This is a genomic window from Microvirga ossetica, assembly GCF_002741015.1.
GTDB lineage: Bacteria > Pseudomonadota > Alphaproteobacteria > Rhizobiales > Beijerinckiaceae > Microvirga > Microvirga ossetica.
The window spans coordinates 2,611,830-2,633,096 of record NZ_CP016616.1; the positions used below are offsets into that span (position 1 = coordinate 2,611,830).

Annotated in this window: 26 protein-coding genes and 1 pseudogene; 9 read left to right on the forward strand and 18 right to left on the reverse strand. The window is 62.6% G+C overall.

Annotation, left to right across the window (positions count from 1 at the left end; all coding sequences use genetic code 11):
* Positions 1–9: 9 nt before the first annotated feature.
* The 7 genes from BB934_RS12260 to BB934_RS12290 all read right to left on the reverse strand — a co-directional run bounded on the left by BB934_RS12260 (position 10) and on the right by BB934_RS12290 (position 5,922).
* On the reverse strand, positions 10–1,155 hold the full coding sequence (locus BB934_RS12260; protein WP_099512796.1) for an HWE histidine kinase domain-containing protein: 1,146 nt from the start codon (positions 1,153–1,155) through the stop codon (positions 10–12).
* A 264-nt stretch (positions 1,156–1,419) separates the two neighbouring features.
* The gene (locus tag BB934_RS12265; RefSeq protein ID WP_237050164.1) at positions 1,420–1,824 is read right to left on the reverse strand and encodes a YsnF/AvaK domain-containing protein; all 405 of its coding nucleotides are present in this window, start codon (positions 1,822–1,824) and stop codon (positions 1,420–1,422) included.
* A 115-nt stretch (positions 1,825–1,939) separates the two neighbouring features.
* Positions 1,940–2,440, reverse strand: a complete 501-nt coding sequence (locus BB934_RS12270; protein ID WP_099508373.1) for a YciE/YciF ferroxidase family protein — start codon at positions 2,438–2,440, stop codon at positions 1,940–1,942.
* A gap of 7 nt (positions 2,441–2,447) precedes the next feature.
* On the reverse strand, positions 2,448–2,852 hold the full coding sequence (locus BB934_RS12275) for a YidB family protein (protein WP_237050165.1): 405 nt from the start codon (positions 2,850–2,852) through the stop codon (positions 2,448–2,450).
* A gap of 58 nt (positions 2,853–2,910) precedes the next feature.
* Positions 2,911–3,780 carry a YsnF/AvaK domain-containing protein gene (locus tag BB934_RS12280; protein WP_237050166.1) on the reverse strand — a complete coding sequence of 290 codons (870 nt, stop codon included), beginning with the start codon at positions 3,778–3,780 and terminating at the stop codon, positions 2,911–2,913.
* Between the two features lie 75 nt (positions 3,781–3,855).
* Positions 3,856–4,818, reverse strand: coding sequence for a PhnA-like protein (locus BB934_RS12285; protein WP_099508374.1), 963 nt, complete (start codon positions 4,816–4,818; stop codon positions 3,856–3,858).
* A 207-nt stretch (positions 4,819–5,025) separates the two neighbouring features.
* Positions 5,026–5,922 carry a LysR family transcriptional regulator gene (locus BB934_RS12290; RefSeq protein WP_099509886.1) on the reverse strand — a complete coding sequence of 299 codons (897 nt, stop codon included), beginning with the start codon at positions 5,920–5,922 and terminating at the stop codon, positions 5,026–5,028.
* Between the two features lie 300 nt (positions 5,923–6,222).
* Between BB934_RS12290 and BB934_RS12295 the strand changes: the two genes are divergently transcribed.
* Positions 6,223–6,522 carry an OsmC family protein gene (locus BB934_RS12295; RefSeq protein ID WP_157934145.1) on the forward strand — a complete coding sequence of 100 codons (300 nt, stop codon included), beginning with the start codon at positions 6,223–6,225 and terminating at the stop codon, positions 6,520–6,522.
* Positions 6,523–6,625: 103 nt separating this feature from the next.
* Here BB934_RS12295 and BB934_RS12300 read toward each other — a convergent pair whose 3' ends face one another.
* Positions 6,626–6,892 carry a hypothetical protein gene (locus tag BB934_RS12300; protein WP_099509888.1) on the reverse strand — a complete coding sequence of 89 codons (267 nt, stop codon included), beginning with the start codon at positions 6,890–6,892 and terminating at the stop codon, positions 6,626–6,628.
* 321 nt (positions 6,893–7,213) lie between these two features.
* Between BB934_RS12300 and BB934_RS12305 the strand changes: the two genes are divergently transcribed.
* Complete coding sequence (locus tag BB934_RS12305) at positions 7,214–7,960, forward strand: DUF72 domain-containing protein (protein WP_237050260.1); 747 nt, start codon at positions 7,214–7,216, stop codon at positions 7,958–7,960.
* Positions 7,961–7,987: 27 nt separating this feature from the next.
* Here BB934_RS12305 and BB934_RS12310 read toward each other — a convergent pair whose 3' ends face one another.
* Genes BB934_RS12310 through BB934_RS49065 form a run of 3 tightly spaced genes read right to left on the reverse strand, consistent with a single transcriptional unit; the run spans position 7,988 to position 8,960 of the window.
* Complete coding sequence (locus tag BB934_RS12310) at positions 7,988–8,383, reverse strand: response regulator (RefSeq protein WP_237050261.1); 396 nt, start codon at positions 8,381–8,383, stop codon at positions 7,988–7,990.
* Entirely contained in the window at positions 8,384–8,782 is a 399-nt protein-coding gene (locus BB934_RS12315) for a response regulator (RefSeq protein ID WP_237050262.1), read from the reverse strand.
* Positions 8,763–8,960, reverse strand: a complete 198-nt coding sequence (locus BB934_RS49065; RefSeq protein ID WP_237050263.1) for a hypothetical protein — start codon at positions 8,958–8,960, stop codon at positions 8,763–8,765. Before BB934_RS49065 ends, BB934_RS12315 begins: the two co-directional genes overlap by 20 nt.
* 214 nt (positions 8,961–9,174) lie before the next feature.
* Between BB934_RS49065 and BB934_RS12320 the strand changes: the two genes are divergently transcribed.
* Positions 9,175–9,918 carry an extensin-like domain-containing protein gene (locus tag BB934_RS12320; RefSeq protein WP_099509891.1) on the forward strand — a complete coding sequence of 248 codons (744 nt, stop codon included), beginning with the start codon at positions 9,175–9,177 and terminating at the stop codon, positions 9,916–9,918.
* A gap of 104 nt (positions 9,919–10,022) precedes the next feature.
* On the opposite strand, the gene BB934_RS12325 is transcribed toward BB934_RS12320, so the two are convergent.
* The 6 genes from BB934_RS12325 to BB934_RS12350 all read right to left on the reverse strand — a co-directional run bounded on the left by BB934_RS12325 (position 10,023) and on the right by BB934_RS12350 (position 14,548).
* Positions 10,023–10,346, reverse strand: a complete 324-nt coding sequence (locus BB934_RS12325) for a hypothetical protein (protein WP_099509892.1) — start codon at positions 10,344–10,346, stop codon at positions 10,023–10,025.
* 63 nt (positions 10,347–10,409) lie between these two features.
* On the reverse strand, positions 10,410–10,841 hold the full coding sequence (locus BB934_RS12330; protein WP_099509893.1) for a response regulator: 432 nt from the start codon (positions 10,839–10,841) through the stop codon (positions 10,410–10,412).
* 332 nt (positions 10,842–11,173) lie between these two features.
* Positions 11,174–12,154 carry a branched-chain amino acid ABC transporter permease gene (locus BB934_RS12335; RefSeq protein WP_099509894.1) on the reverse strand — a complete coding sequence of 327 codons (981 nt, stop codon included), beginning with the start codon at positions 12,152–12,154 and terminating at the stop codon, positions 11,174–11,176.
* Complete coding sequence (locus tag BB934_RS12340; RefSeq protein WP_099509895.1) at positions 12,154–13,071, reverse strand: branched-chain amino acid ABC transporter permease; 918 nt, start codon at positions 13,069–13,071, stop codon at positions 12,154–12,156. The genes BB934_RS12335 and BB934_RS12340 overlap by 1 nt, the downstream gene beginning before the upstream one ends.
* Complete coding sequence (locus BB934_RS12345; RefSeq protein WP_099509896.1) at positions 13,071–13,793, reverse strand: ABC transporter ATP-binding protein; 723 nt, start codon at positions 13,791–13,793, stop codon at positions 13,071–13,073. The genes BB934_RS12340 and BB934_RS12345 overlap by 1 nt, the downstream gene beginning before the upstream one ends.
* Positions 13,790–14,548, reverse strand: coding sequence for an ABC transporter ATP-binding protein (locus BB934_RS12350; RefSeq protein ID WP_099509897.1), 759 nt, complete (start codon positions 14,546–14,548; stop codon positions 13,790–13,792). Before BB934_RS12350 ends, BB934_RS12345 begins: the two co-directional genes overlap by 4 nt.
* Before the next feature lie 94 nt (positions 14,549–14,642).
* Between BB934_RS12350 and BB934_RS12355 the strand changes: the two genes are divergently transcribed.
* The 6 genes and pseudogenes from BB934_RS12355 (at position 14,643) to BB934_RS12380 (ending at position 20,741) form a co-directional block, all read left to right on the forward strand.
* Positions 14,643–14,993, forward strand: coding sequence for a TIGR04076 family protein (locus BB934_RS12355; RefSeq protein WP_099509898.1), 351 nt, complete (start codon positions 14,643–14,645; stop codon positions 14,991–14,993).
* Positions 14,990–16,039, forward strand: coding sequence for an aldo/keto reductase (locus BB934_RS12360; RefSeq protein ID WP_099509899.1), 1,050 nt, complete (start codon positions 14,990–14,992; stop codon positions 16,037–16,039). Before BB934_RS12355 ends, BB934_RS12360 begins: the two co-directional genes overlap by 4 nt.
* On the forward strand, positions 16,036–16,479 hold the full coding sequence (locus BB934_RS12365; RefSeq protein ID WP_099509900.1) for a hypothetical protein: 444 nt from the start codon (positions 16,036–16,038) through the stop codon (positions 16,477–16,479). The genes BB934_RS12360 and BB934_RS12365 overlap by 4 nt, the downstream gene beginning before the upstream one ends.
* A gap of 123 nt (positions 16,480–16,602) precedes the next feature.
* Positions 16,603–17,874 carry an ABC transporter substrate-binding protein gene (locus tag BB934_RS12370; protein ID WP_099512798.1) on the forward strand — a complete coding sequence of 424 codons (1,272 nt, stop codon included), beginning with the start codon at positions 16,603–16,605 and terminating at the stop codon, positions 17,872–17,874.
* A gap of 53 nt (positions 17,875–17,927) precedes the next feature.
* The gene (locus BB934_RS12375) at positions 17,928–19,409 is read left to right on the forward strand and encodes an aldo/keto reductase (RefSeq protein ID WP_335645617.1); all 1,482 of its coding nucleotides are present in this window, start codon (positions 17,928–17,930) and stop codon (positions 19,407–19,409) included.
* Between the two features lie 374 nt (positions 19,410–19,783).
* Positions 19,784–20,741 (forward strand): annotated as a pseudogene (locus BB934_RS12380) (IS630 family transposase).
* A gap of 208 nt (positions 20,742–20,949) precedes the next feature.
* Here BB934_RS12380 and BB934_RS12385 read toward each other — a convergent pair.
* Positions 20,950–21,183, reverse strand: a complete 234-nt coding sequence (locus BB934_RS12385; protein ID WP_099509902.1) for a hypothetical protein — start codon at positions 21,181–21,183, stop codon at positions 20,950–20,952.
* Positions 21,184–21,267: the final 84 nt, after the last annotated feature.

The window sequence follows — 21,267 nt, forward strand, 5'->3', positions numbered from 1 at the left end:
GAGAGCCAGCTACCCCGGGGCCTCGCCGATCCGCTCTTCAGGTAGCGGAACCGCCACTTGGATGTGTAAGCCTTCCGGCCTGTAGTCGGTCGTCACATCCGCATGGATCTGGGCCGTGAGCACGCGCTCCAGCAGCCGTGATCCAAAGCCCTTCCGCGTCGGGGGCTCAACCGGAGGACCATGCCGTTCGACCCACTCCAAATGCAGCTTCCGCTGACCACCTTCCGTCAGTTCGCTCCAGGTGACCTCCACCACGCCGCCGAACTCCGACAGGGCGCCGTGCTTTACGGCGTTGGTGGTCATCTCATGAATGGCCATGCCGATTGGAACGGCCATTTCCGGCACGAGCTCCACTTGCGGCCCTCGGATCTTGACCCGCTTGCCGGTCGCGTCATCGTAGGGCTCCAGCTCCAGGCAAACGAGATCATGCAGCGGCACCGTCTGCCACCGTTCCTCGGTAAGCAGCGAGTGGGTTTTCGCCAGAGAGATCACCCGTCCAGTGAAGGCGTTCTGGAACTCTTCCATGGTTGACGAGGCCCGCGCCGTCGACCCCATGATGGATTGCACGGTCGCGAGGGTGTTCTTGACCCGGTGATGCAGCTCCCGAATGAGAAGCTGCTGCTGCAACTGGGCCTTTTTGTAATCGGCCACGATCCGCCGCAGCTCGAGCTGAGCCATCACCTGCCTTGCCAGCGCGCGGAGAGTGAACGCCTGTTCCTCGGTCAGCTCACGCGCCTTGTAGTCGAGCACGCACACGGTGCCGAGCGGCAGCCCGTCAGGTGTCTCCAGCAAGGCTCCGGCGTAGAAGCGGAGGTTCGGCTCTCCAGTGACCAGAGGGTTACTGGCAAAGCGCGGGTCCTTGGTGGTGTCAGGAACGACAAAGAGGCCGGGCTGGAGGATGGCATGCGCACAGATCGAGACATCCAGCGGCGTCTCTCGCACCCCAAGCCCGATCTCGGCCTTGAACCACTGGCGGTCGTCGTCGATCAGGTTGATGACAGAGATCGGAGCATTGCAGACATAGGCCGCGATTCGCACTACATCGTCGAAGTCCTGCTCCAAGGGCGTGTCGAGAATGCCGTAGCTGCGCAGCGCCGCGAGGCGCTTCGCCTCGTCCCATGGGAGAGCGTCCGGTCTGGCTGACTGATGTTCCATTGCAAGGGATGTATAGCGCTTGGCAGACATTGCAAAACTCGCGGGGCTCACAGAGCACCGTCTTCGAACTAAAGCTCTGACCGCAGCCACCGCTCGTATGACGAGGCCGCACTCTGGCGATTGCGCAGACCCGCGCCCCGATTGCCTGTTCGCCAACCTAAGCACATCGGAGGCAGCACGGACGATGCCGCACCATTTCCGGTCGCTATCTCCATTAAGGTTCCGATGCGGTGCGCCGCTTCGGAGCGGTAGGTCCAGCTCAATTCATTCGATGATCGGTTCCCCTGAGCCATCGAGACGCTCGACGGCCGCGCGCTCCTTGCGCAGCGTTATGGGCACCTCGACGTTCTCGACCGATGCGGTGCGGCGGATTCGGACCTCCTCCACCAGCACGAGTTGCTTCTCGACGACGAGGCGCTCCTCGAACACGGGAACGATCGTGACGTCACCGTCCGTGCGGATCTGCGGAATGGTATCGACGACGCGGTTGACGGGAATGCGTTCGACCTCGACCGTTTCCAGCGACAGCATCTCCTTGAGGATGCGCTCCTCGGTGTCGACGGTGGTCTTCACGATGACCCTGCCGCTCGCCACCTGCCGCTTGGCGATCCTGGCTTCCTCCTCGACGATCGGGATCACGAGCGTGTCGGACTTGTCGGTCTCACTCATCTCGATACTCCCGGAGGTGGGCTCGCGCATGGTTTAATACCTTTTACTCGCTCAAGAAGAGCAGGCGCTTGCGTCGCTGCGAAGCGAGGAAGCGCCTGCTTTCAATAACGTTGGATCAAGCGGATGGGGAGGCGGCGATTGCCGTCTTGTTGATCTCGGTCTCCGCGAGCCGCGTCAGCTTCTCGTCGGCCGCCTTCTCCTCCTCCAGGGTCTGTCCAAGCAGCGCCGCCACCTCGCTCTCTCCGCAATCCTGCGCGATGGTCTTCAATGAGCCGTAGCTGGCGATCTCGTAATGCTCGACCTTCTGCGCTGCCATGACGAGCGCCACGTCGAGCAGCTCGCTCGGAAGCCCCTCCTCCATCACCTCTTCCGCCTCTGCGATCAGGCCTTGCGTGGCTTCGCAGGTGTTGCCATCGGGATCGGCTCCCAGGTGCTCGAAAGCCTGCTTGAGGCGCTCGACCTGATTCGCTGTCTCCTGGCGATGGGTTTGGAACGCCTGCTTGAGGTTCGGGGACGTGGCGGCATCGGCCATGGCGCCGAGACCTTCCAGAATCTGGGTCTCGGAGCTGTAGGTGTCTCTCATCTCTTCGATGAGCAGGTCCTTGATCGTTTGCATGATGTCCTCATGGTTCTGGTGGTTGATGCGTCTTGTGTGCGTCCGGCACCTGACCCAACGGCGTCAGCTTATCGACGATACCGGGCAGGTGCTGGGAGAGTTCCGTGAGCAGTTCCTGGCTTGGAAGGCCGGACTGGCGCGCAAGGGCATGGATCGTTGCCGGACCGAGGGCCTCCTCGAGATGGTTCGGCGTGACCGGCTCGTTTTCACCCAGGCCGACCCAGGATTGAGCGATCGCGCCGTGGCCGCAGTGGATAAAGCGATCGAGGAGCTGGCGGAGTCCTTCGCCATGCTCCTTGCCGCCTCGTGATGTCAGGAGAGCACTGACAGCGACCGCGATCGGCGAGGAGGGATCGATGCTGCTCGCCGATGGTCCGTAAATGCCGCGGGCGGCCTCATCGAGGAACTGCACCGTTGTTCTCCGTATCGGGTGAATGGGGGCGGACCCGATCGGGGCCGCCCCGCAAGGCTCAGACCGAGCGATTCAACGTGGCCTTGTCCGTCGCGACCCGATCGTCCTCGACATCGACCTTGGTCGAGCGGACCTTGTCCGACACGGTCTCGGTGCGCTGTTCGACGCCCTTCTTGACCACCACCTCGCCGGTGACGCGAGCTTCCTTCGAGACCACGGCCTCTTCCGAAGTTGCTCGAGCTTCGATTGTGCGCTCGCGGAACGCATCGTCCCCGACCGCCGTGGCGCGATCAACAGGGCGACGCTCGACGTGGACGCTCTCGGTGCGCAGGCTGACCTGCTCGCTCACCGGTGTCTCGACCACGTAGCTGCGCACCTTGACACGGCCCCGGCTGACATCCCGCTTGCCGACGCGGAGCTGCTCCTCGACCACCGGGATGACCTCCTCGCCAGCATCCGCCGCGCGGCTTGTGGTGGGTACGTTCGCCTCCCTGGTTGTCGCAACATTCATGGCAGTGGTTCCTGGCGTATAGCCCTGCCAGCCTTCGGCGCGCCATGCGCTCTCGCGCTCCTCCAGGTCGACGGTGCCGTATTCCTCGAGAATGTCCTCGGCGCGCTCGGCCTGGGCCGGATCAACCATGACGGTCACCATGGAGCTGCCGCGGTGCATGGCTTCGGCATAGGTGGAGCGATCCTCGTCGGGCAGGAAGAAGTCAGCGAGGGAGGCAAGAAAGCCCTTCTCATCGCGGTCGGTGTCGTAGGATGAGCCCGTCGCCGGAGATGAGGCGCTGTCGTCCTCCGGCATCAGCGTGATGCTGGTGCGCGAAATGCCGGCGCTGACGAGTTCGTCGATGGCTCTCATGGCATCGCTGCGATTGTCGAAGAGGGCCGTCATCGTCTGCCGGGCTGTCATGGTCTGTTGGGTCATCGTGGTATCTCCGTGATCTGTGTGGACCCGATCAGTCGACACCGGTGTCGACTGATCGAAATGATGGCTGTCGGCTCATGCCGTCTTGGTGGAGGAGCCGGTGCTCCGCGTGGTCAGGAACCGCGCCGTGATAGTCGGATCGACCGCACCGAGGCGTCCGCCGAACCAGGCTGCCAGGGCGCCGAGAAGAAGGGCGAGGCTGGCGAGAAGGGCTCCGCGAGAGACGGCCTTGGCGGCCGTGTCGGCAGCCTGCGTCGCCTGCTGCTTGGCCCGGTCCGCCGTCTCGCGATACTGCTTTTCGTAACCTGCAACGCGGGTGCGTGCCTCCTCGATCGGAATGTTCTGCGAACGGGCGAGTGCCTGGGCGGCCTGCTCGCGGGCATCGTTGGCTTGGGCCTGGTTGCCGGTCACCAATGCACGCATGCTGGCGATGGCCGTATCCCGCAAGGCGGCCGGATCGTTGCCGGTCGAGCCGCGCAGCGACTGCTCGATCGAGGCGAACGGGTCGGTGCTATTAGCCAGCGCCGGTGCGGCCGTCTGGGCCACTGATGTCGCCGTGCGACCAAGACCGCCCAGGGCACCGCTGACCGTGTTGAACGCGCCGCCGACGAGACCGCCGACTGCCGTGCTCAGCAGATAGAAGATCACCAGCGTGGTCATCGCCCAGGTGGTCAGGCCATGCCAGCCACCGGTCGATGCCTTTGGCTGACCCGACAGGCGGCTCGCGACGTAGCCGCCGATGAAGGCAGCAACGATGCCTGACAGCGCCCACCAGATCCCGGCTCCGATCGAGAAGCTGCTGACGGCTGGGTTGTCGCCGGTCATGGGATCGAGCGTCGAAGCGCCGATGCCGATCCCGATCATGTTGAGGACGAGCTGTGCGACGAGGCCTGTGACCACGCCGGCCAGAACGGCGCCCCACGAGACCTTGTTGATCAGGATCGTGCGGGCATCCTCGGTGGGTGTGACCCCACTGATGTGAGGGGCGTCGGTGTTGCCCCGCGAGCGTGGAGTGTCAGGGTATGCGGTAGACGTCATCGTGATCTCCTGTGGGGACGGGGGATGGCCGACCTTGAGAGCACAAGGACATCGACGATCACCGTAGTTGGGGGCAGGAAGGGCCGCATTGCAGGCGCAATGGCTGGACGCGGCCTGTATATTGAACCCAACGCCGCTCCCGGTCGGGCGATCCGGTGCAAATCCGGTGACCCGCTATGCGAAGATGCATGACCGCTCTGGGCAGTCTCAGTCCCGCGGACTCAACACGGGCGCGAGGCCCTTCACCGCTTCGGCAATGGCCGACAAGGCTACCCTGACCCTTGGCGTGCTGCGGCTGTCCTTGTGCACGGCGAGCCAGATCTCGGTCACCGGCGGCGGAAGCGGCGTCTCGAGGCGGCGCAAGCCGGGGTCCGGGTCGGCTCGGAATCGGGCCAGACAGGCAAGGCCCCCGCCGCTCCGCGCGGCGGACAGAAGCGCCTCGTGGCTGCTCGTCTGCATGCCGAGATTGGCCCGTGTCGCAAGGTCCGACAGCCACTGCGCCTGAGGATCGATCTCCACATCATCGAGCAGGGTCATCAGGCGATGGCCCGGGCAGCCTGCCTCAAAGTCCGGCTCGCCATGCTTCTCCAGGTAGACCGGAGACGCATAGAGGCCAAAGGCGATCTGTCCGATCCGCCGGACGACCAGATCATGTTGCTCGGAGCGGACGAGGCGGACCGCGATGTCGGCCTCCCGCATCGAGAGGCTGATAACATGCGGGTTCGGCATCAGCTCCACGAGGATGCCTGGATGCTGCCCTTGCAGGGCTGCGAAGCAGGGGGCGAGGACGTGAGCCGCGATGGTCTCGGTGCAGGTCACGCGCAAGACCCCTTCGAGCCTCCTGTCGCGGCCACCGGCGGATCTCTCCACTCCGAGGACTTCGACTTCGACCCGTTCAGCCTGATTCAGCACGTCCTGACCTGCCAAGGTCAGGGTGTATCCCTCAGGGGTCCGATGCAGCAGCCGGACGCCCAGACTGGCCTCGAGCGACGACAGTCGCCGGCCGACGGTTGATTGGGCGACCCGGAGATCACGTGCCGCCGCAGTCAGGCTCCCATGCCGGGCGATTGCCAGGAAAAAACGGAGGTCGTCCCAGTCCAGCACCTAAGGCTCCATGCATTTCCGCTGACCCGGTAACCGATCTTGCTTGGCTCGGAACGCGAGCGGAGGGGTTAGCCTCGACATCTACCGATCCAAGGAGGCTGCCCAGTGACCGACCGCAGGACGCCAACGTCCGGACATCCTCTCGGATTTCTCGGGTCGCCTTGTCAGGATCCGCCAAAGGCAAAAGGCAAAGCCCTGTCGCTTTCGACCCGGACGCTGCGGTGCCGCACTGAGGCTACGGGACGGTTCAGCCAAAATCACCACATCCGCGACTTGATGCCGTTTGGCGGTGGAGGTGACGTGGAAGCCTTGAGCCTGCTGAATGACGACATGATGCCAAGTCCTTCGGAGGCGCTGCTCGCGGCCCTAGGCTCCTGCCTGTCGGTCACCATCCAGGCCAACGCGGTCGCGCGGGCGATCCCGATCCGCCGGCTCGTGATCGAGCTCGAGGGCGATATCGACTTCGCGACGCTTTGGGGAACGGGAGACTTGGACTTCAAGGGCCTCGGTTTCGAGACGATCAGCATCAGCGTGCAGATCGAGGCTGACGCACCCCGCGACGTTCTCAAGGCGCTCCTCGATCATGCGGTGCGATGGTAACCCCTCGCCAACACCCTGTACAACCCGATCAACCTCGATATCGTGCTGACGTGCCGCGGGACCGAGCTTCCTGTGCGAACCGACTAACGATCCCTCGCGGTCGTCACCGACCGCGCCCCTTTCGTTTCGGTTTCGCCATCATTTGCTGCATCGCCGCTTCTGCTTGCGCCTTGGCTTCTGCATCGTGGTTAAGGTTGCGCACCTCCGAGGGCTCCCCGAGGTCCTGAAGGCCGTTCTGGCGTGCCCGCCACTGCTTGGCCTGTACGGTCGAGGCAGCGGCGTTTGCAAGCTTCTCAAGTCGGTCGAGTTGGGGGGTGCTACTCTGAGCCTTTTCGGTCCGCTCGTCATCTTGCCCTGGTGGTGTCGGCATGGGTCCATTCCTTGCTGAAGGTCAATGCCGCTTGCTTCTCTTCAAGAAACGAACAGCCGTGAAGTGACTTACCAACGGCCCAAACCGGTCGCTGGTTCGACTTAGCGCGTCGCCAGACACGCCTTTCCTACCATCTGCCCGATGTCATCACCGGCGGAACGCACCCTCGGCCGCCTGCGTTGGCACCGCAGGGCTGTTCGAATGACCAGCGGCTGCCGATGCACCCGGGTAAACACGAAGCCCTGTCGGCTTCGTCGAATGAGGGATATGCGAGACGTTTCTGAGCCGAACGACCTGGAATCTCGACAACACAGCTCATCCTTGGACGATGCTGTTGCATCAGTTCGGATCGGCACAGCCGGGTGGAGCATCCCGAAGGAACATGCCGCAGCCTTTCCGGAGACCGGATCCCATTTGGAGCGCTACGGTGCTGTCCTCAACGCGGTTGAGATCAACTCCTCGTTCTACCGGCCACATCGCACGGCCACCTACGAGCGCTGGGCAGCCTCGGTGCCGGAGCATTTTCGCTTTGCCGTGAAGATCCCGAAGGCCATGACCCACGAGCGCCGCTTGAAGGGCATTGGCGATCTGCTGGACCGTTTTCTGTCGGAGGTGAGCGGCCTCGGGCCCAAGCTCGGTCCGCTGCTGGTTCAACTGCCTCCGAGTTTGAGATTTGGGGACGGTATTGCCGACGCCTTCCTGCGCGAGCTGCGAAGCCGCGTTAAAGGCCCCCTTGTTTGTGAACCCCGCCATGCCACCTGGTTCACGCCGGAGATCGAAGCCTTGCTCGACGAGCTTCGGATTGCCCGCGTCGCTGCCGACCCGGCCCCGGCCGAAGGCGCTGCCGAGCCGGGCGGCTGGCGCGGCTTGTCGTATTATCGCCTGCACGGCTCTCCCAGGATCTACTACTCTGCCTACGATCCTGAATTTCTCGCAGGCATCGCCGAGCGGATCGCACGCGATGCCGCAGCAGCGATCGAAACCTGGTGCATCTTCGACAACACGGCGGCTTTCGCCGCGACAGGCAATGCGCTCACGACCAGAAGCCTTGTGCCGAAATGCTGCTGACGATCTCCGGCGAGCATCAACGAACTCCTATGTTCCCCGCAGAGTTTGCATCATTTCGGTGATGTGCCGCACGAGAGTGGCGCTGCGATAGGGCTTTGGCACGAAGCGGCCGTGATCCGGGATCTCATCGGGATGCGGACGGGCATGGCCGGAGGAAATCAGCAGCAGCACATGCGGCCAGCGCTGGTAGACTCGTTCGGCCAAGGCCATGCCGTCCATCGATCCCGGCATATCCACGTCCGTGAAAAGCACCTGCACCTCGGCGGAATGGTCTTCGAGCAATGCCAGCGCTTCGTCGGCGTTCTTGGCCTCCAGCACCTGGAAACCAGCCTCGTCCAGCTCATCGGCGGCGGTCATGCGTACCAATGGCTCGTCCTCGACCAGGAGGACCATCGGCGGAGTGATGGATGTATCGGGTCTCATTCAGGCCACCGGCGACTGCGGTTCGCGGAGGGCCTTGTCCGCCTCGACCAGCACGTCGAGGCCGCGCCAGGGCTTCGGGATGAAGGTGACGCAATCCGGCAATTCGTCCAGCCCATCAATTGTGGCCTCGGAGGTCAGCACGATCCGGATCGTCGGCCAGAGGGTGCAGGCCGCTCTGGCAAGCTGCACCCCGTCCATCGTACCGGGCAGGCGGATATCGGCGAAGATCATCGCCACCTCACCTCCACGGTTCTGAAGACAACTCAGCGCCGCCTCGGCGCTGTCAACCTGCATCACGTCGAGCACGGTCTCCTCGAGCAGGGCGGTGGCGAGTTCCCGGACGTCGGGATCGTCCTCGACGATCAATGCGATGTGCGGCTCAGGCTGCATCGTGTTCATGCCGAGCCTCCCGGCTGTCCATCCGCCGCAGGATGGCCGCAAGCGGTTCGGGAACAGGCTCTGCAAGCACATCGCGATACACCTCGGCGAAGGCACGGGCGATCATGAAGGTAGCGACGTCCGGGCAGACGTCGGCAACGTGGGGCAGGCGCACGTCGCCTGAGGCGTCGCGGGGCATCGGCATTCTCCTGGGTTATTCTCGTCAGCCTGCCGCAGCAACACGGGCATTCAGGCTGACATGCGTTAAACAGGGCAACCGCCGACTCACAGGCTGGTTTCAGCGTGGCGGCAGAAACAGCGCCTTCAGGTGTACTGCTGCGCTCGGTCAGCAAGCGGCGCCGGGCGAACCATAAGCGTAACCATTGCGTTGCCTTTCGGGAGAAGGCGAGGCGATGGTTCAGACCCGACAGGGATTAGCAGCGATGGTCATGTTGTGGAGCAGCATTGTAGCGGCGCAGCCGGTGCCGCCCCTGCCCCCGCCGCGGCCCAGTGATGTGAACCCTCCTGCGCCGACACCTGTCCCGCAGGTCGAGAGGCCTCCAATTGAAGCTGCGACACCACCTCAAGCAGAACCGGGCACATGCCTGACCGAACTCAAAGCAGCCGGCTTCGACATCGAAACTGCGGAGCAGCCGTCTTCCTCGAATGAGGGCTGCCGAATCGAAGCGCCGGTCCGGCTGAAGGCGGTTCCGGTGCCGTCCCGGCCGGGCACCACGGTTCGCCTGACTGACCAACCCGTGCTGTCCTGCCGCTTCGCCGACCGACTCGGTCACTGGATTGGAGATTTGGTCGCTCCCTTGGTTGCCGGCATCAAGGAAACGGAGTTGAGGGCCGTCAGGACCGGCCCTGGCTTCGAATGCCGCAATCGGAACCGCGCCACAACGGGCAAGCTTTCGGCCCACGCGGAGGGACTTGCCATCGACATCGCCGGCTTCGAGTTCGCCAACGGATCGATCGTCTTTATCAAGCCGGAAGCCGGCGCAGCACCGGATCCGGCGCTCGCATCTCTCAGGATCGCGGCCTGCGGCTGGTTCACGACGATCCTCGGCCCGGGCTCGGACGAGGCCCACCACGACCATCTCCACGTCGATATCGAGCAGCACGGCTCGAGCGATCGCTACCGGATCTGCCAGTAAGTCAGGAGCGACACGCAGGCCGCCATGGTGATCCGCAACGACGGCCAGGGCATACTGCGCATTACCGTCGCAGACAATCTCACGCCCGGCGGCGCAATTTGTCCTTACTGCTCGGTGAAGAAGGTGGGAACAACCTTGCCCTTGTCGCTGACGAGGCACACGAAGCGGTTCGGCTTGTCGCTCTTCTCGCGCTGGAGATAAGCCTCACCGATGACCACCATCCGGATCGGCGTATCCTCGACCCGGGTGGTCGCCTTCGAGATGGCCAACGACTCCATGTCGAAGGTCAGGTGTTCAAGAGAGGGTGATCGTTCCTTGAGAGCCGCCAATCCCGACAGACGACACGCTTCGACCTCGGCAGGCACCTGAGCAACAGAGGGCATGGTCAGAAGGAGCGTATTGGCAAGAACGGCGAGAGCAAAGCGCATGGGAATTTCCCCTTCGTATGAAAGTGTGACTGGACCCTGTCGCAGCGGATCCGAGGCTGATGCCTACGAAACTGACCTTCCCTGCGCAGCACGATGCACTTCAGCGATCATCTGCGGCAGGCGATAAGGCTTGGCGAGAAAGGGCGCTCCATCTGGAATGCGATCGCCGTGACACCTTCTTGAACGCCCCGAGGTAAGGATGACCGAAAGATCAGGCTGTGCTTTGAGCGCCCTGTGGGCGAGGTCGCAGCCATCCCGCCCACCCAGATCGATGTCCGTGAACAGGACATCGATCATCTCCTGGCCGAGGATGATCTCGGCCTCTTCGGCACTGGCAGCGGTCAGAACCACAAACCCAGAATCCTCCAAGGCCTCGGCGGCCGCAGCGCCAATCAAAAGGTCATCCTCGACCACCAGAATGCAGGTGCGGCCTGCCTCATGGCATGCGCACTCAGCTCGGGAGGCTTGTGTCCAGCGCGTTGGGATCGGGATCATGCGGGTACTTCCTTTGGAGTTCGGTTGGCTAACCCCGAACCCGAAGGAGGCGTTCACAACAGAAGGCGCCTTCCGCTCGGCATGGTGAGCGGTCCGTTAACAGACACCCGTCGCCACTTGGGCTCATGCATTCGTTGATACACCATACCAAGACCAAAGGACTCCGGCGGATTCTGCCCCGTCCGTACACTTTCGGACGAACTAGTCTTGATGATCTGGATTTCATTGCGGCTCAACCACTGAAAGGGTTGATTGTGCCCTGCAATTCAAATGGTTCGACGCAACGCCCGCCTGAGGCAACACGCACTTCGTGCAATCCAGCCTCGACAGCTCTATTCCTCTTGCACTTCGCCGGCTGAGTTCTTCGTGTGCCGTGAAATGATGGCCTCCTCGCCAAGGAGGCCACGTGGTCTCACCAAAAGAATGAGCATCAGAAGCAGCCCAATGAGAACAACTTGCAGGGTTGCTGCCCTGGCCTGATGCTCGGCCGGGACGAGTTCACGGAGCACATTCCCGGACAGGGTCCATAAGGCCCACACTACGACGACTCCAAGGATGGCCCCGCGATTGTTGCCCGAGCCGCCCACGATCAGCATCGTCCAAAGCTGAAACGTGAGGATCGGCAGAAAATCCTCCGGAGCGATGTAGCCGACAAAGTGCGCGTAGAGCGCTCCGCCAAGCCCCATGAGCATGCACCCGATCACAAAGGCCTGGAGGCGAAACCGGAAGGCCCGCTTCCCCAAGGACTCGGCCGCTGTCTCGTCCTCGCGGATCGCCCGCAAAACGCGCCCCCAGGGGCTACGCACGAGACGCTCCAGGGCAACATAGCTGAGACCAAGCAGCGTTGCGGCCATCGCCAGGTAAGCCAGATTCCAGGCGAGGTTATCCGCGATGACATCAGCGAATGGCTTTGGGATGAACTGCAGCCCGAACGGGCCACCCGTTAAGCCTTGAGCATTCAGCGCGACCAGTTGCAGGGTCACGGCAATACCGAATGTGGTGATGGCCAAATAGTCATGCCGCAGCCGCAGTGCCGCCACCCCAACGATAAAGGCTGCGAGCCCAGACGTCGCCATCGCTCCGAGCCAACCGAGGGGGATGGGCAGACCCAAGCCGCCGATCTGATCTGGGTAGTCCGGCGCTGTGAGGAGAGCCGACGTGTAGGCCCCGATCGCAACGAATCCCGCAACGCCTACGTTGAACAGGCCTGTAAAGCCCCACTGCAGATTAAGGCCGAGCACCACTAGGCCGTAAATCGTGGCAAAGACGAGAAAGAAGGTGCCGTACGAGAGAAGACCGAGCAGATCGGGCATCACGTCCTCTCGCCAAAGAGGCCGGTGGGGCGGATCAGCAGAATGGCTATGAGGACTATGAAGGCGGTTGCCGCCCGGTATTCAGCCCCAACGATGGGCACCGACAGGCTTTCGGCAAGTCCGACGATGAGGCCGCCCGCGACCGCTCCGTAGACGCTGCCAATTCCACCAAGGATTGCCGCGGCGAAGAGCGGAAGCAGAAGGTCGAGGCCGAGTTGTGGCCGCAGTTGTACGGTGAGGCCTGAGAACACCCCCGCCACAGTTGCAAGAACGGCACCGATGATCCAGGTGGCGCGGATCACTCGATCGACGTCGATACCCGTCACCCGAGCGAGTTGCGGGTTGATGGAGGTTGCCCGCATCGCCTTGCCGAGGGTTGTGCGCGTGAGAAAGAGATGGAGCCCGACGACCGAAACGGCCGTCAGGCCAAGGACGAAAAGCTGATCCGGGGTGATCCGTAACCCACCCAACACGTCCCGTGGGACGAGCCGGATGGCGACCTGGATCTCACGGCTGTAGTACTCTGGAACCGCCCCAAAAATGAACTGAAGCAGGTTTCGCAGCACAAGGGCGGCCCCAAAGCTCGCCATGATTAACGTGATCGCGCTCCCGTGTCGCCGCAGCTGACGAAACAGGAGCAGATCGACCAAAAGCGCCAGCGCCGCAGTGGCGATCGCTGCAACGCCAAGCGATGCAAGGAGCGTCCAGCCGAACGAGAACGGGCCGAGGGGCTCCATAGGTCCCCAGACAGCAGCAAAGCCGAGGAGTGCCGTCCATGCGAGATAGGCGCCCCAGGTCAGAAGCTCGCCATGCGCGAAGTTCGCAAAGCGCAGGATCGAATAGACCAGCGTCACGCCGATCGCTCCAAGCGCAATAACCGAGCCGATGACGAAGCCGTCGGCGATGAGCTGCAACACTAGGTGTCTCCTCGATGCTGTCCGAGATAAAGCGCAGCGACCTGCGGATCGTTCGCGAGCTCGCGCGCGGTGCCAACGACCCGGGTGCTTCCTTCGACCAAGACGGCGGCACGATCGGCAATGGCAAGGGCCGCCTTTACGTTCTGCTCAACCAGCACGATTGTGACCCCGGTAGCGCGAACCTCGACGAGCTTCTCGAATACGATGCCTACAAGCTTCGGCGAAAGGCCCGCCGAAGGCTCATCCAGCATCAGGACCTTGGGTTCGCCGACCAGTGCCCGAGCAACCGCCAGCATCTGGCGCTGGCCGCCCGAGAGACGACCTGCCAGGAGACGTCGCTGACGCGCAAGGTCCGGGAACAGGGCATAGAGATCGCCGAGCCGCCGCTTCTTCGGCACCTTCAGGATTGAGGCGGCGAGATCGAGATTGTCGTCGATTGAGAGGTTCACGAACACGTTCTCGGTCTGTGGCACGAATCCAAGACCCTCGTGCGGCAGTCGATGGGCCGCGCGTCCGGTGATCTCGCGATCGTGCAGGAGAACCCTTCCTGCAGAGATCGGTACGAGCCCGGCAATCGCCTTGATCAGCGTCGACTTTCCGGCTCCATTCGGTCCGAGGACAGCAACGATCTCGTTGGGCTCAACCGAGAGTGACGCGCCCCGCACGATCGGGAGCCCCGGCTCGTAGCCGGCCTCCAGCGCCTCGACCCGGAGAGCCGTCATGCCGGAGCTCCGCCGAGATAAGCCTCGACCACCCTCGGATCGTCACGTACCTCTTGGGCTGTTCCGGCCATCAAAAGGCGCCCCTGCGCCATCACCATGATGGGACTGCACAGGTTCATCACCAGATCCATGTTGTGCTCGATGACCAGGAACGTGACGCCCTGTCGGTTGAGCTTCACGATCCGATCGACGATCGCATCCAGCAGCACAGGGTTGACCCCGGCTCCCGGTTCGTCGAGCAGGATCAAGCGCGGCTTGGCCACGAGAACCCGGGCGAGCTCCAGGAGTTTGCGCTGCCCACCGGACAGGACGCGGGCCGGTTGATCGGCGAGATGGGACAGGCCGACAAAGTCGATCCAGTGCCGGGCCGCGGCCGCTAGCGTCCGTTCCTCGGCGGCCACACGGCCCGGCGTGAGCCAATTGGCCCAGAACCGCTCGCCGCGCTGGTGCAATGGCGCCACCATAACGTTCTCCAGAACCGTCATCTCGGGAAATGGCCTGGGGATCTGAAACGTTCGGGCGAGTCCTTTGGCGAAGATCCGGTCCGGCGAGAGCCCGTCGATCCGTTCCCCCTCGAGACTGAGAGATCCGGAAGTCGGCGGGAACAGGCCTGCCAGACAGTTGAAGAGGGTTGTCTTGCCTGCCCCATTCGGCCCAATCAGACCTGTGATCGTACCCTTCTTGATCGTGAAGGACACCTCATCGACGGCGCGATTGCCGCCGAAGGTCTTGGTAATCGACTGGGCTGTCAGCATGAGTGGAACGGAGTCCCCGATTGGGCCATGTTGCGAGGGCGGCGATTTTGCGTCATGAGAATGGGCACGTGCAACAGGCAATGGACGTTGTCCCGTGGCAGATGATTCCTTCGAGCTCTACGACCTGAGGGTAGAGGTCGTCGCCCCAGAGGGCGCCACGCTGTATTGTGGCGCCAAGCCCGGCGACTACTTCGAGCTCAAAGGGGAGATGCTTCACTTACCCGCAGGCCAGGGATTCTCGATCTATTCGCTCGCTGCGCTCTTGCCGCTCCTCCCTGCGAAGCAACGCGTCACTCATCCGAACGACTGGATGTCCACCGACGCCGAGGTCGCCTGCCCGGACCCCAATTGTCCGAGCAGGCTTCGGATCAGCCGGATGGCGAAGCGCGTGTTTCGCCACGCGGAGGTGACGGCGGTCCCTTTGCCCAATGAAGGCCTGACATGACCGTCGAAACCATCGAGCTCGCCCCGGGCTACCGGATCTCTCGCATGCTGCGCGGGGGCTGGCAGCTCGCCGGCGGGCATGGTGCCATTGAGGCCGAGCGGGCGATCGCCGACATGGCTGCGTTCGTGGATGCAGGGGTCACGACCTTCGACTGTGCCGACATCTACACCGGCGTCGAAGAGATGATCGGGCACTTCCGCCAGCGCACGCTCGCTGAGCGTGGCTCCGAAGCGCTGAAGAACTTCAAGGTGCACACGAAGTTCGTGCCGGACTGGGATGCCCTTCTCCGCGTCGACCGTGCGTACGTGCGAGAGATCATCGAACGCTCGCTCCGGCGGCTCAGGACGGAGCGTCTCGATCTCGTGCAGTTGCACTGGTGGAACTACGCCGTTCCAGGCGCCGCCGAGACCGCGCTCATCCTCAGGGAGCTTCAGGATGAGGGGAAGATCCACCAGATCGGCGGCACCAACTTCGATACACCCCACACGCGAGCCTTGCTCGACGCAGGGGTGCCGCTCGTGTCGATGCAGGTCCAGTACTCGCTCCTCGATCAGAGGCCCGAGAACGGCCTTGTTACGTTGTGCCAGGAACGCGACATGAAGCTTCTATGCTATGGAACGGTAGCGGGCGGCTTTCTTTCGGAGCGATGGATCGGCATCCCGGAGCCGCAGGAGCCCTTCGTCAACCGTTCGCTGGTCAAGTACAAGCTCATCATCGACGATTTCGGCGGCTGGTCCTTGTTCCAGAATCTGCTCGGCACCTTGCGGGAGATCGGGCTCAAGCACGGGGTCAGCCTAACGGCGGTGGCGACCCGGTGGGTCTTGGACCAGCCCGCAGTGGCAGGCGCCATCATCGGCGCCCGCTATGCCGAGCACCTGCCCGACAATCTCGATGTGTTTCGGCTTGCCCTCGATGAGGAGGACCGGGCCGCCATTGACAGTATTCTGGCACGCAGGACCGGGCCGGAAGGAGATACCTACACGCTCGAGCGTGACCGGGAAGGGCGGCACGGTCGCATCATGCATTACAACCTCAACGAAGCGTGATCCTCGTGGGCCTCGACAACCCCCTCGCCCAGGCCGCACTGCAAGAGGTGGCCGACCTGCATGCCTTCTTCGAAGCATGGCTCAGCGGAAAGGCCGAGAACACAAACGCCGTATTTTCCCGCGTGGAGAGCACTCTCGGCGAGGAATTCACCATGGTGTCTCCGAGTGGACAGAGACTTCAGCGACCGGATGTGATCGGGTGGCTATGGGGAACCCACGGGGCCAGGGCAAGCCAGGGCTCGTTCCACATCGCCATTGCCGAGCCCGAGATTCTGCTCTTGCGACCGCCGCTCGTCCTTCTCGGCTATGTGGAGGAACAAACAATGGGCAACGTCGTCACCCGACGCCAATCGACCGCCCTGTTTGAAGTCTCAATTGAGGGCGGGCAGCGTGTGCGATGGCTTGCCCTGCACGAGACTTGGATCGGTCCGAACCCTTGAGGACCATTTCAGCTCGCCACACTTGCCAAAAGGCCGCCGAGACGAAACACTGCCTTGTGGCCAGGAGGGGCAAGTGACGTCAGAACCCACTCCGGCCGACTAGACCAAGGGAGAGTGTTCACCGTGCGCTTTACATCCATTGTTTCAGCCGCCAGCCTCGCGATCGCTCTCGCTCCACTGCCAGCATTGGCACAGCAGCCTTGCACGCACACGGTCGGCGTTGTCGTGGAGCTGACCGGTCCGGCTGGGCGCTTCGGCCAGGCTGCGGCCAAATCCATCGAGCTTGCCTTTAAGGAGATCAACGAGGCAGGCGGCGCCGCTGGGTGCCAGCTCGCAACGGACCTCAGGGACTCGCAGAGTCAAGGCTCCGTCGCAGTCGACCAGGCTCGGCAACTCGTTGACCTCAAGCGCGTGCCGGCGATCATCGGCGGCATCATCTCCTCCGTATCGCTTCCCATTCTCACCTCGGTGACAGCGCCAGCGAACGTGGTTCAAATCTCGCCCGCCTCCTCGTCGCCGACCCTCACGCGGACTGCGCAAGAGGGGAAGACCAACGGTGTTTTCTTCCGCACCATCACCTCGGACGCGCTTCAAGGCACAGCGGCCGCAAAGTACGCGATGGATCAAGGCCTGAAGAAAATTGCGGTCATTCACGTCAATAACGACTTCGGCGTGAACATGGTGGCGGAGTTCAAGCGTGCCTACGAGGCGCTCGGGGGCCAAATCACCTCCGTAACGCCGTATAACCAGGGTCAGGCCTCCTATGCGCCGGAGGTCACTCGCGGTCTCGAGGGAGATCCACCTGCCCTTTACCTCGTCTCCTATCCCGGCGACGGCACGGCGATCGCACGCACCTGGATCTCGCAGGGCGGCGCCGCAAAGTTTCTCCTGAATGACGGCATGAACAGCGCGGACTTCATCCGCGACGTCGGGCCTCGTTACCTGAACGATACCTTTGGAACCTCGTCGGGCACCACCAAGACTCCCTCGACTGAGCACTTCGCGAAGGCCTATCCAGCAATGTCCAGCGGCTTTGACGCCAATGCCCCCGCCGCTGACAGGGCTTATGACGCTGCGGCAATCCTTGGCCTTGCGGTGGCGCAGGCTGGCAAGTTTGAGGCTGCAGCGATCCGGGATGCCATTCGTAAGGTCACCGGGAGTGACGGCGAAGTGATCCATGCCGGTCCTGAGGGCTTCAAGAAGGCGCTCCAGCTCATCAAAGAGGGCAAGCCAGTGCGCTACGAAGGCGTCATTGGGCCTGTGACCTTCGATCAGTACGGCGATATCACCGGCCCCTTCCGGCTGTGGCGGATTCAGAATGGCGAGGTCACGACCGTCGGCCAGATGGGCGTCGATGAGGTCAATGCCATCAAGGCTAAGATCCCGTCGCGCTAGAACCTGCTGGTCGTTGACTCAGGCTCCGCGCCGGGCGCGGAGCCTTCGCCTTTTTGCCGGAGATTACCATGTCCATTCGCCCCGATCGGACACTGCTCGCACCCGGGCTTGAGATCAGCCGTGTGGTCACAGGCCTTTGGCAAGTGGCCGATATGGAGCGGGATGGCCGCCTCTTGGATAGCGACACCGCAGCATCCGCTATGGCCGACTATGCCCGCGACGGCTTTGACAGTTTCGATATGGCCGACCACTACGGCAGTGCGGAGCTGATCACCGGTCGATTTTTGAGCATGCAGACTGGGGCCGAGAAGCCGCGTCCGGCCGCCTTCACCAAGTGGTGTCCCACGCCTGGACCGATGACCGCAGACGTCGTCCGGGCAGGCATCGCCCAGCGCCTGGAGCGCCTTGGTGTCGAACCCATTGACCTCCTGCAGTTCCATTGGTGGATGTTCGAACACCCCGGCTACATCGATGCCATGAAGGAGCTTGTCGCGCTGCAGCAGGAAGGGCGCATCCTCCATATCGGCACGACGAACTTCGATACGGATCACCTGCGCCTCTTGGTAAAGCACGGCTTTCCGATCGTATCGAACCAAGTCTCCTTCTCCCTTCTCGACCGTCGTGCCGCAGAGGACATGAGTACTTTTTGTCTCGCCGCCGGCGTGCGCCTGCTGGCCTACGGTACACTCGGGGGCGGCTTCTTGACGGACCGCTGGGTGGGTGCGCCCGAGCCAACGTCCATTGAGGATTGGAGCAAGTCAAAGTACAAGCGCTTCATCGACACCGTCGGAGGGTGGTCGGCTCTCCAGACGATTCTGGCAGCCTTGCACGAGGTTGCTCGCAAGCACGGTGTGTCCGTTGCCAATGTAGCCACACGCTGGGTGCTCGAACAGCCGGCCGTTGCGGCTGTCATCGTTGGGGCTCGGCTGGGAGAGCGCGAGCATCGAGCAGACAATGCAGCTCTGTTTTCGTTCTCGCTGGACGAAGATGACAAACAGCGGATCGATGCGGCTTTGGGTTCTACTCGGCGCATCCCTGGTGATTGCGGGGACGAGTACCGTCGCCCGCCTTTTCTTACGGCGTCCGGCGATCTCAGCGATCACCTCGACAGCTTTCCGCCGGTGTTCGAGGCAGTCCCGATCGATGGGCGCCCTGACCGCCTACGCGTTGACTCCGGCAGCGTTTGGGAGCCCATCTGTGGGTATAGCCGTGCAGTGCGGATTGGCAATCGCATCCTTGTTAGCGGAACCACGGCCACCCACGGCACAGGTGAAATCATCTGTCCAGGCGATGCCGAAGGGCAGGCGGTCTACATCCTGGATAAGATCGCAGCGAGCATCGCCTCTCTGGGCGGGACGCTTGCAGACACTGTCCGAACGCGTGTCTATCTCAGCAATGCAAACGACTGGGAGGCAGTTTCCCGAGTGCATGGTCGCTACTTCGGGGCCGTGAGACCTGCAAATACATTGCTTGAGATCTCGCGCTTGGTGGGAGAATACGCGGTTGAGATCGAGGCTGAAGCTATCGTCAGTTAGACACCTTCGATGAAGCGAGTCGCAATCGCAGATTTGTGCATGCAGCTATCGCCACATGTATGCACCAAAATGCTCGCTGACGACGCGACACCACTCAAATCAGAGGCCCCTATGCTGCACGCCCTCGCCGTTATCACCACCAAACCACGATGATAACGCCTCTCCCATGGAGCATCATACGAAGCAGTATTACTTGTGCAGATGACTACGTCTAAGCCTCTGCTCAGTCTGTCCCCAGAAGCGCTCCGACCGTCCTGCGAGAAAGCCGATCCCGCATGGCCATGGGAGCGGCTAGAGCCTCGGACCGGAAATGAGACTCCTGGCTTCTGTGCGAGGCCGAGCTGTGATTCACTGCCTGGACTGGGAGGTGGATTATGGGTCATTGCTATTCCCTGGATCTGCGGGTGCGCGTCGCCGACTTTGTCGATGCAGGTCATTCCTGCCGGGCGGCAGCCCAGCACTTTGACGTCAGCGAGAGTTTCGCCATCAAGCTGGTGCAGCGGAAGCGGCGGTTCGGCTCGCCGGCACCGGCCCGGCAAGGCCGTCCGCCCGGACGCGGCAAGCTGGTGCCCTATGAGAGCTTCTTGATCCAGACGGTCGAGGCCGAGCCGGCCATCACCATGCCCGAGCTGGCCGCAAGGCTGCTGACTGAGCATGGGATCGTTGCGGCTCCCGCGATGCTCTCGCGCTTCCTGTGCCGGCACGGCTTCTCATATAAAAAAATGCCTGATGGCGGCGGAGTGCGCACGCGCCGATGTGCGGGATGAGCGCCGGGTCTGGCATGCCCAGCGCCAGCCGCGCATGCGCCAGGAGACGCACCGGCTGGTGTTCCTGGACGAGACGTATGTCAACACCAAGATGACGCGCCTGCGCGGGCGGAGCCGCAGGGGCCAGCGCCTACGCATGAAAGCTCCCTTTGGACACTGGAAAACCCATACCTTTCTGGCTGGGCTACGGTGCAACGAGTTGTGCGCGCCGTGGATCATCGATGGCCCGATCACCCGGTTGGCGTTCGAGGCTTACATTGAGACGCAGCTCGCGCCGACGCTGCGCAAAGGCGATGTGGTGATCCTCGACAACCTGGCTGTCCACAAGAGCGAGAAGGCCGCTCAGTGTCTGAAGCAACGCGGAGCCTGGTTCCTGTTTTTACCTGCTTATTCGCCTGATCTTAATCCAATTGAACAGGCCTTTGCCAAGATCAAAGCGCACTTGCGCAAGGCCGAGGCCCGAACGTTCGACGCGCTCTGGCGAGCGCTCGGTGAGATCTGCAACCTGTTCGAACCACAAGAGTGCTGGAACTACCTTAAGGCTGCCGGATATGCGTCCGTTTAACCGTCCGATGCTCTAGAGCATCGGACCCAAAAGTGGACCCACTTTTGGGATCAAATCCGATGCTCCTTCCCTTGGCTGGCGCATCGTTGAACGCGGAAAACCGGATCCACTTTTCCGCACGATGCGCTAGAGCCTGCCCTCCACGCCTAACCGTAGCGGCGCTTCTTGGCGAGGTTCTTCTGCCCTACGAGCACCTTGGTCGAAGCAATCACTTCCCTGTAGCTGCGGGGTGCTCCTCGGCAAGGGTTGCGATCAGACGCAGAAGTTCCTGCTGTTCCGGACCAGTGCCGCGACCCAGGAAGGCTGCAATGTCCTCATGCTCCACCTGTCCTCCTGAAGCCAGATTGGCTTCGTGATGGATGAACACAGCGCCTGAGGGGTCTGCAATCAGGTACCAGCGGTCACCGCTTGAGCTCTCATAGAGCTTACGCGCCTTCTTCATGGGGACTCCTTTCAGATCGATTTGGCGTGTTTACTCTACCCAGGAGGATATAAGTCAGAAAGTGCGCACCCCATGACCGAGTGC

Excerpts from the sequence above, each read along its gene's own strand:
- BB934_RS12260 (WP_099512796.1), bottom strand. The coding sequence starts at position 1,155 with ATGGAACATCAGTCAGCCAGACCGGACGCTCTCCCATGGGACGAGGCG.
- BB934_RS12330 (WP_099509893.1), bottom strand. The coding sequence starts at position 10,841 with ATGATCCCGATCCCAACGCGCTGGACACAAGCCTCCCGAGCTGAGTGC.
- BB934_RS12315 (WP_237050262.1), bottom strand. The coding sequence starts at position 8,782 with ATGAACACGATGCAGCCTGAGCCGCACATCGCATTGATCGTCGAGGAC.
- BB934_RS12360 (WP_099509899.1), top strand. The coding sequence starts at position 14,990 with ATGACCGTCGAAACCATCGAGCTCGCCCCGGGCTACCGGATCTCTCGC.
- BB934_RS12300 (WP_099509888.1), bottom strand. The coding sequence starts at position 6,892 with ATGCCGACACCACCAGGGCAAGATGACGAGCGGACCGAAAAGGCTCAG.
- BB934_RS12280 (WP_237050166.1), bottom strand. The coding sequence starts at position 3,780 with ATGACCCAACAGACCATGACAGCCCGGCAGACGATGACGGCCCTCTTC.
- BB934_RS12285 (WP_099508374.1), bottom strand. The coding sequence starts at position 4,818 with ATGACGTCTACCGCATACCCTGACACTCCACGCTCGCGGGGCAACACC.
- BB934_RS12345 (WP_099509896.1), bottom strand. The coding sequence starts at position 13,793 with ATGACGGCTCTCCGGGTCGAGGCGCTGGAGGCCGGCTACGAGCCGGGG.
- BB934_RS12325 (WP_099509892.1), bottom strand. The coding sequence starts at position 10,346 with ATGCGCTTTGCTCTCGCCGTTCTTGCCAATACGCTCCTTCTGACCATG.
- BB934_RS12350 (WP_099509897.1), bottom strand. The coding sequence starts at position 14,548 with ATGCTGACAGCCCAGTCGATTACCAAGACCTTCGGCGGCAATCGCGCC.
- BB934_RS49065 (WP_237050263.1), bottom strand. The coding sequence starts at position 8,960 with ATGCCCCGCGACGCCTCAGGCGACGTGCGCCTGCCCCACGTTGCCGAC.
- BB934_RS12310 (WP_237050261.1), bottom strand. The coding sequence starts at position 8,383 with ATGAGACCCGATACATCCATCACTCCGCCGATGGTCCTCCTGGTCGAG.
- BB934_RS12385 (WP_099509902.1), bottom strand. The coding sequence starts at position 21,183 with ATGAAGAAGGCGCGTAAGCTCTATGAGAGCTCAAGCGGTGACCGCTGG.
- BB934_RS12335 (WP_099509894.1), bottom strand. The coding sequence starts at position 12,154 with ATGCCCGATCTGCTCGGTCTTCTCTCGTACGGCACCTTCTTTCTCGTC.
- BB934_RS12270 (WP_099508373.1), bottom strand. The coding sequence starts at position 2,440 with ATGCAAACGATCAAGGACCTGCTCATCGAAGAGATGAGAGACACCTAC.
- BB934_RS12265 (WP_237050164.1), bottom strand. The coding sequence starts at position 1,824 with ATGAGTGAGACCGACAAGTCCGACACGCTCGTGATCCCGATCGTCGAG.
- BB934_RS12320 (WP_099509891.1), top strand. The coding sequence starts at position 9,175 with ATGGTTCAGACCCGACAGGGATTAGCAGCGATGGTCATGTTGTGGAGC.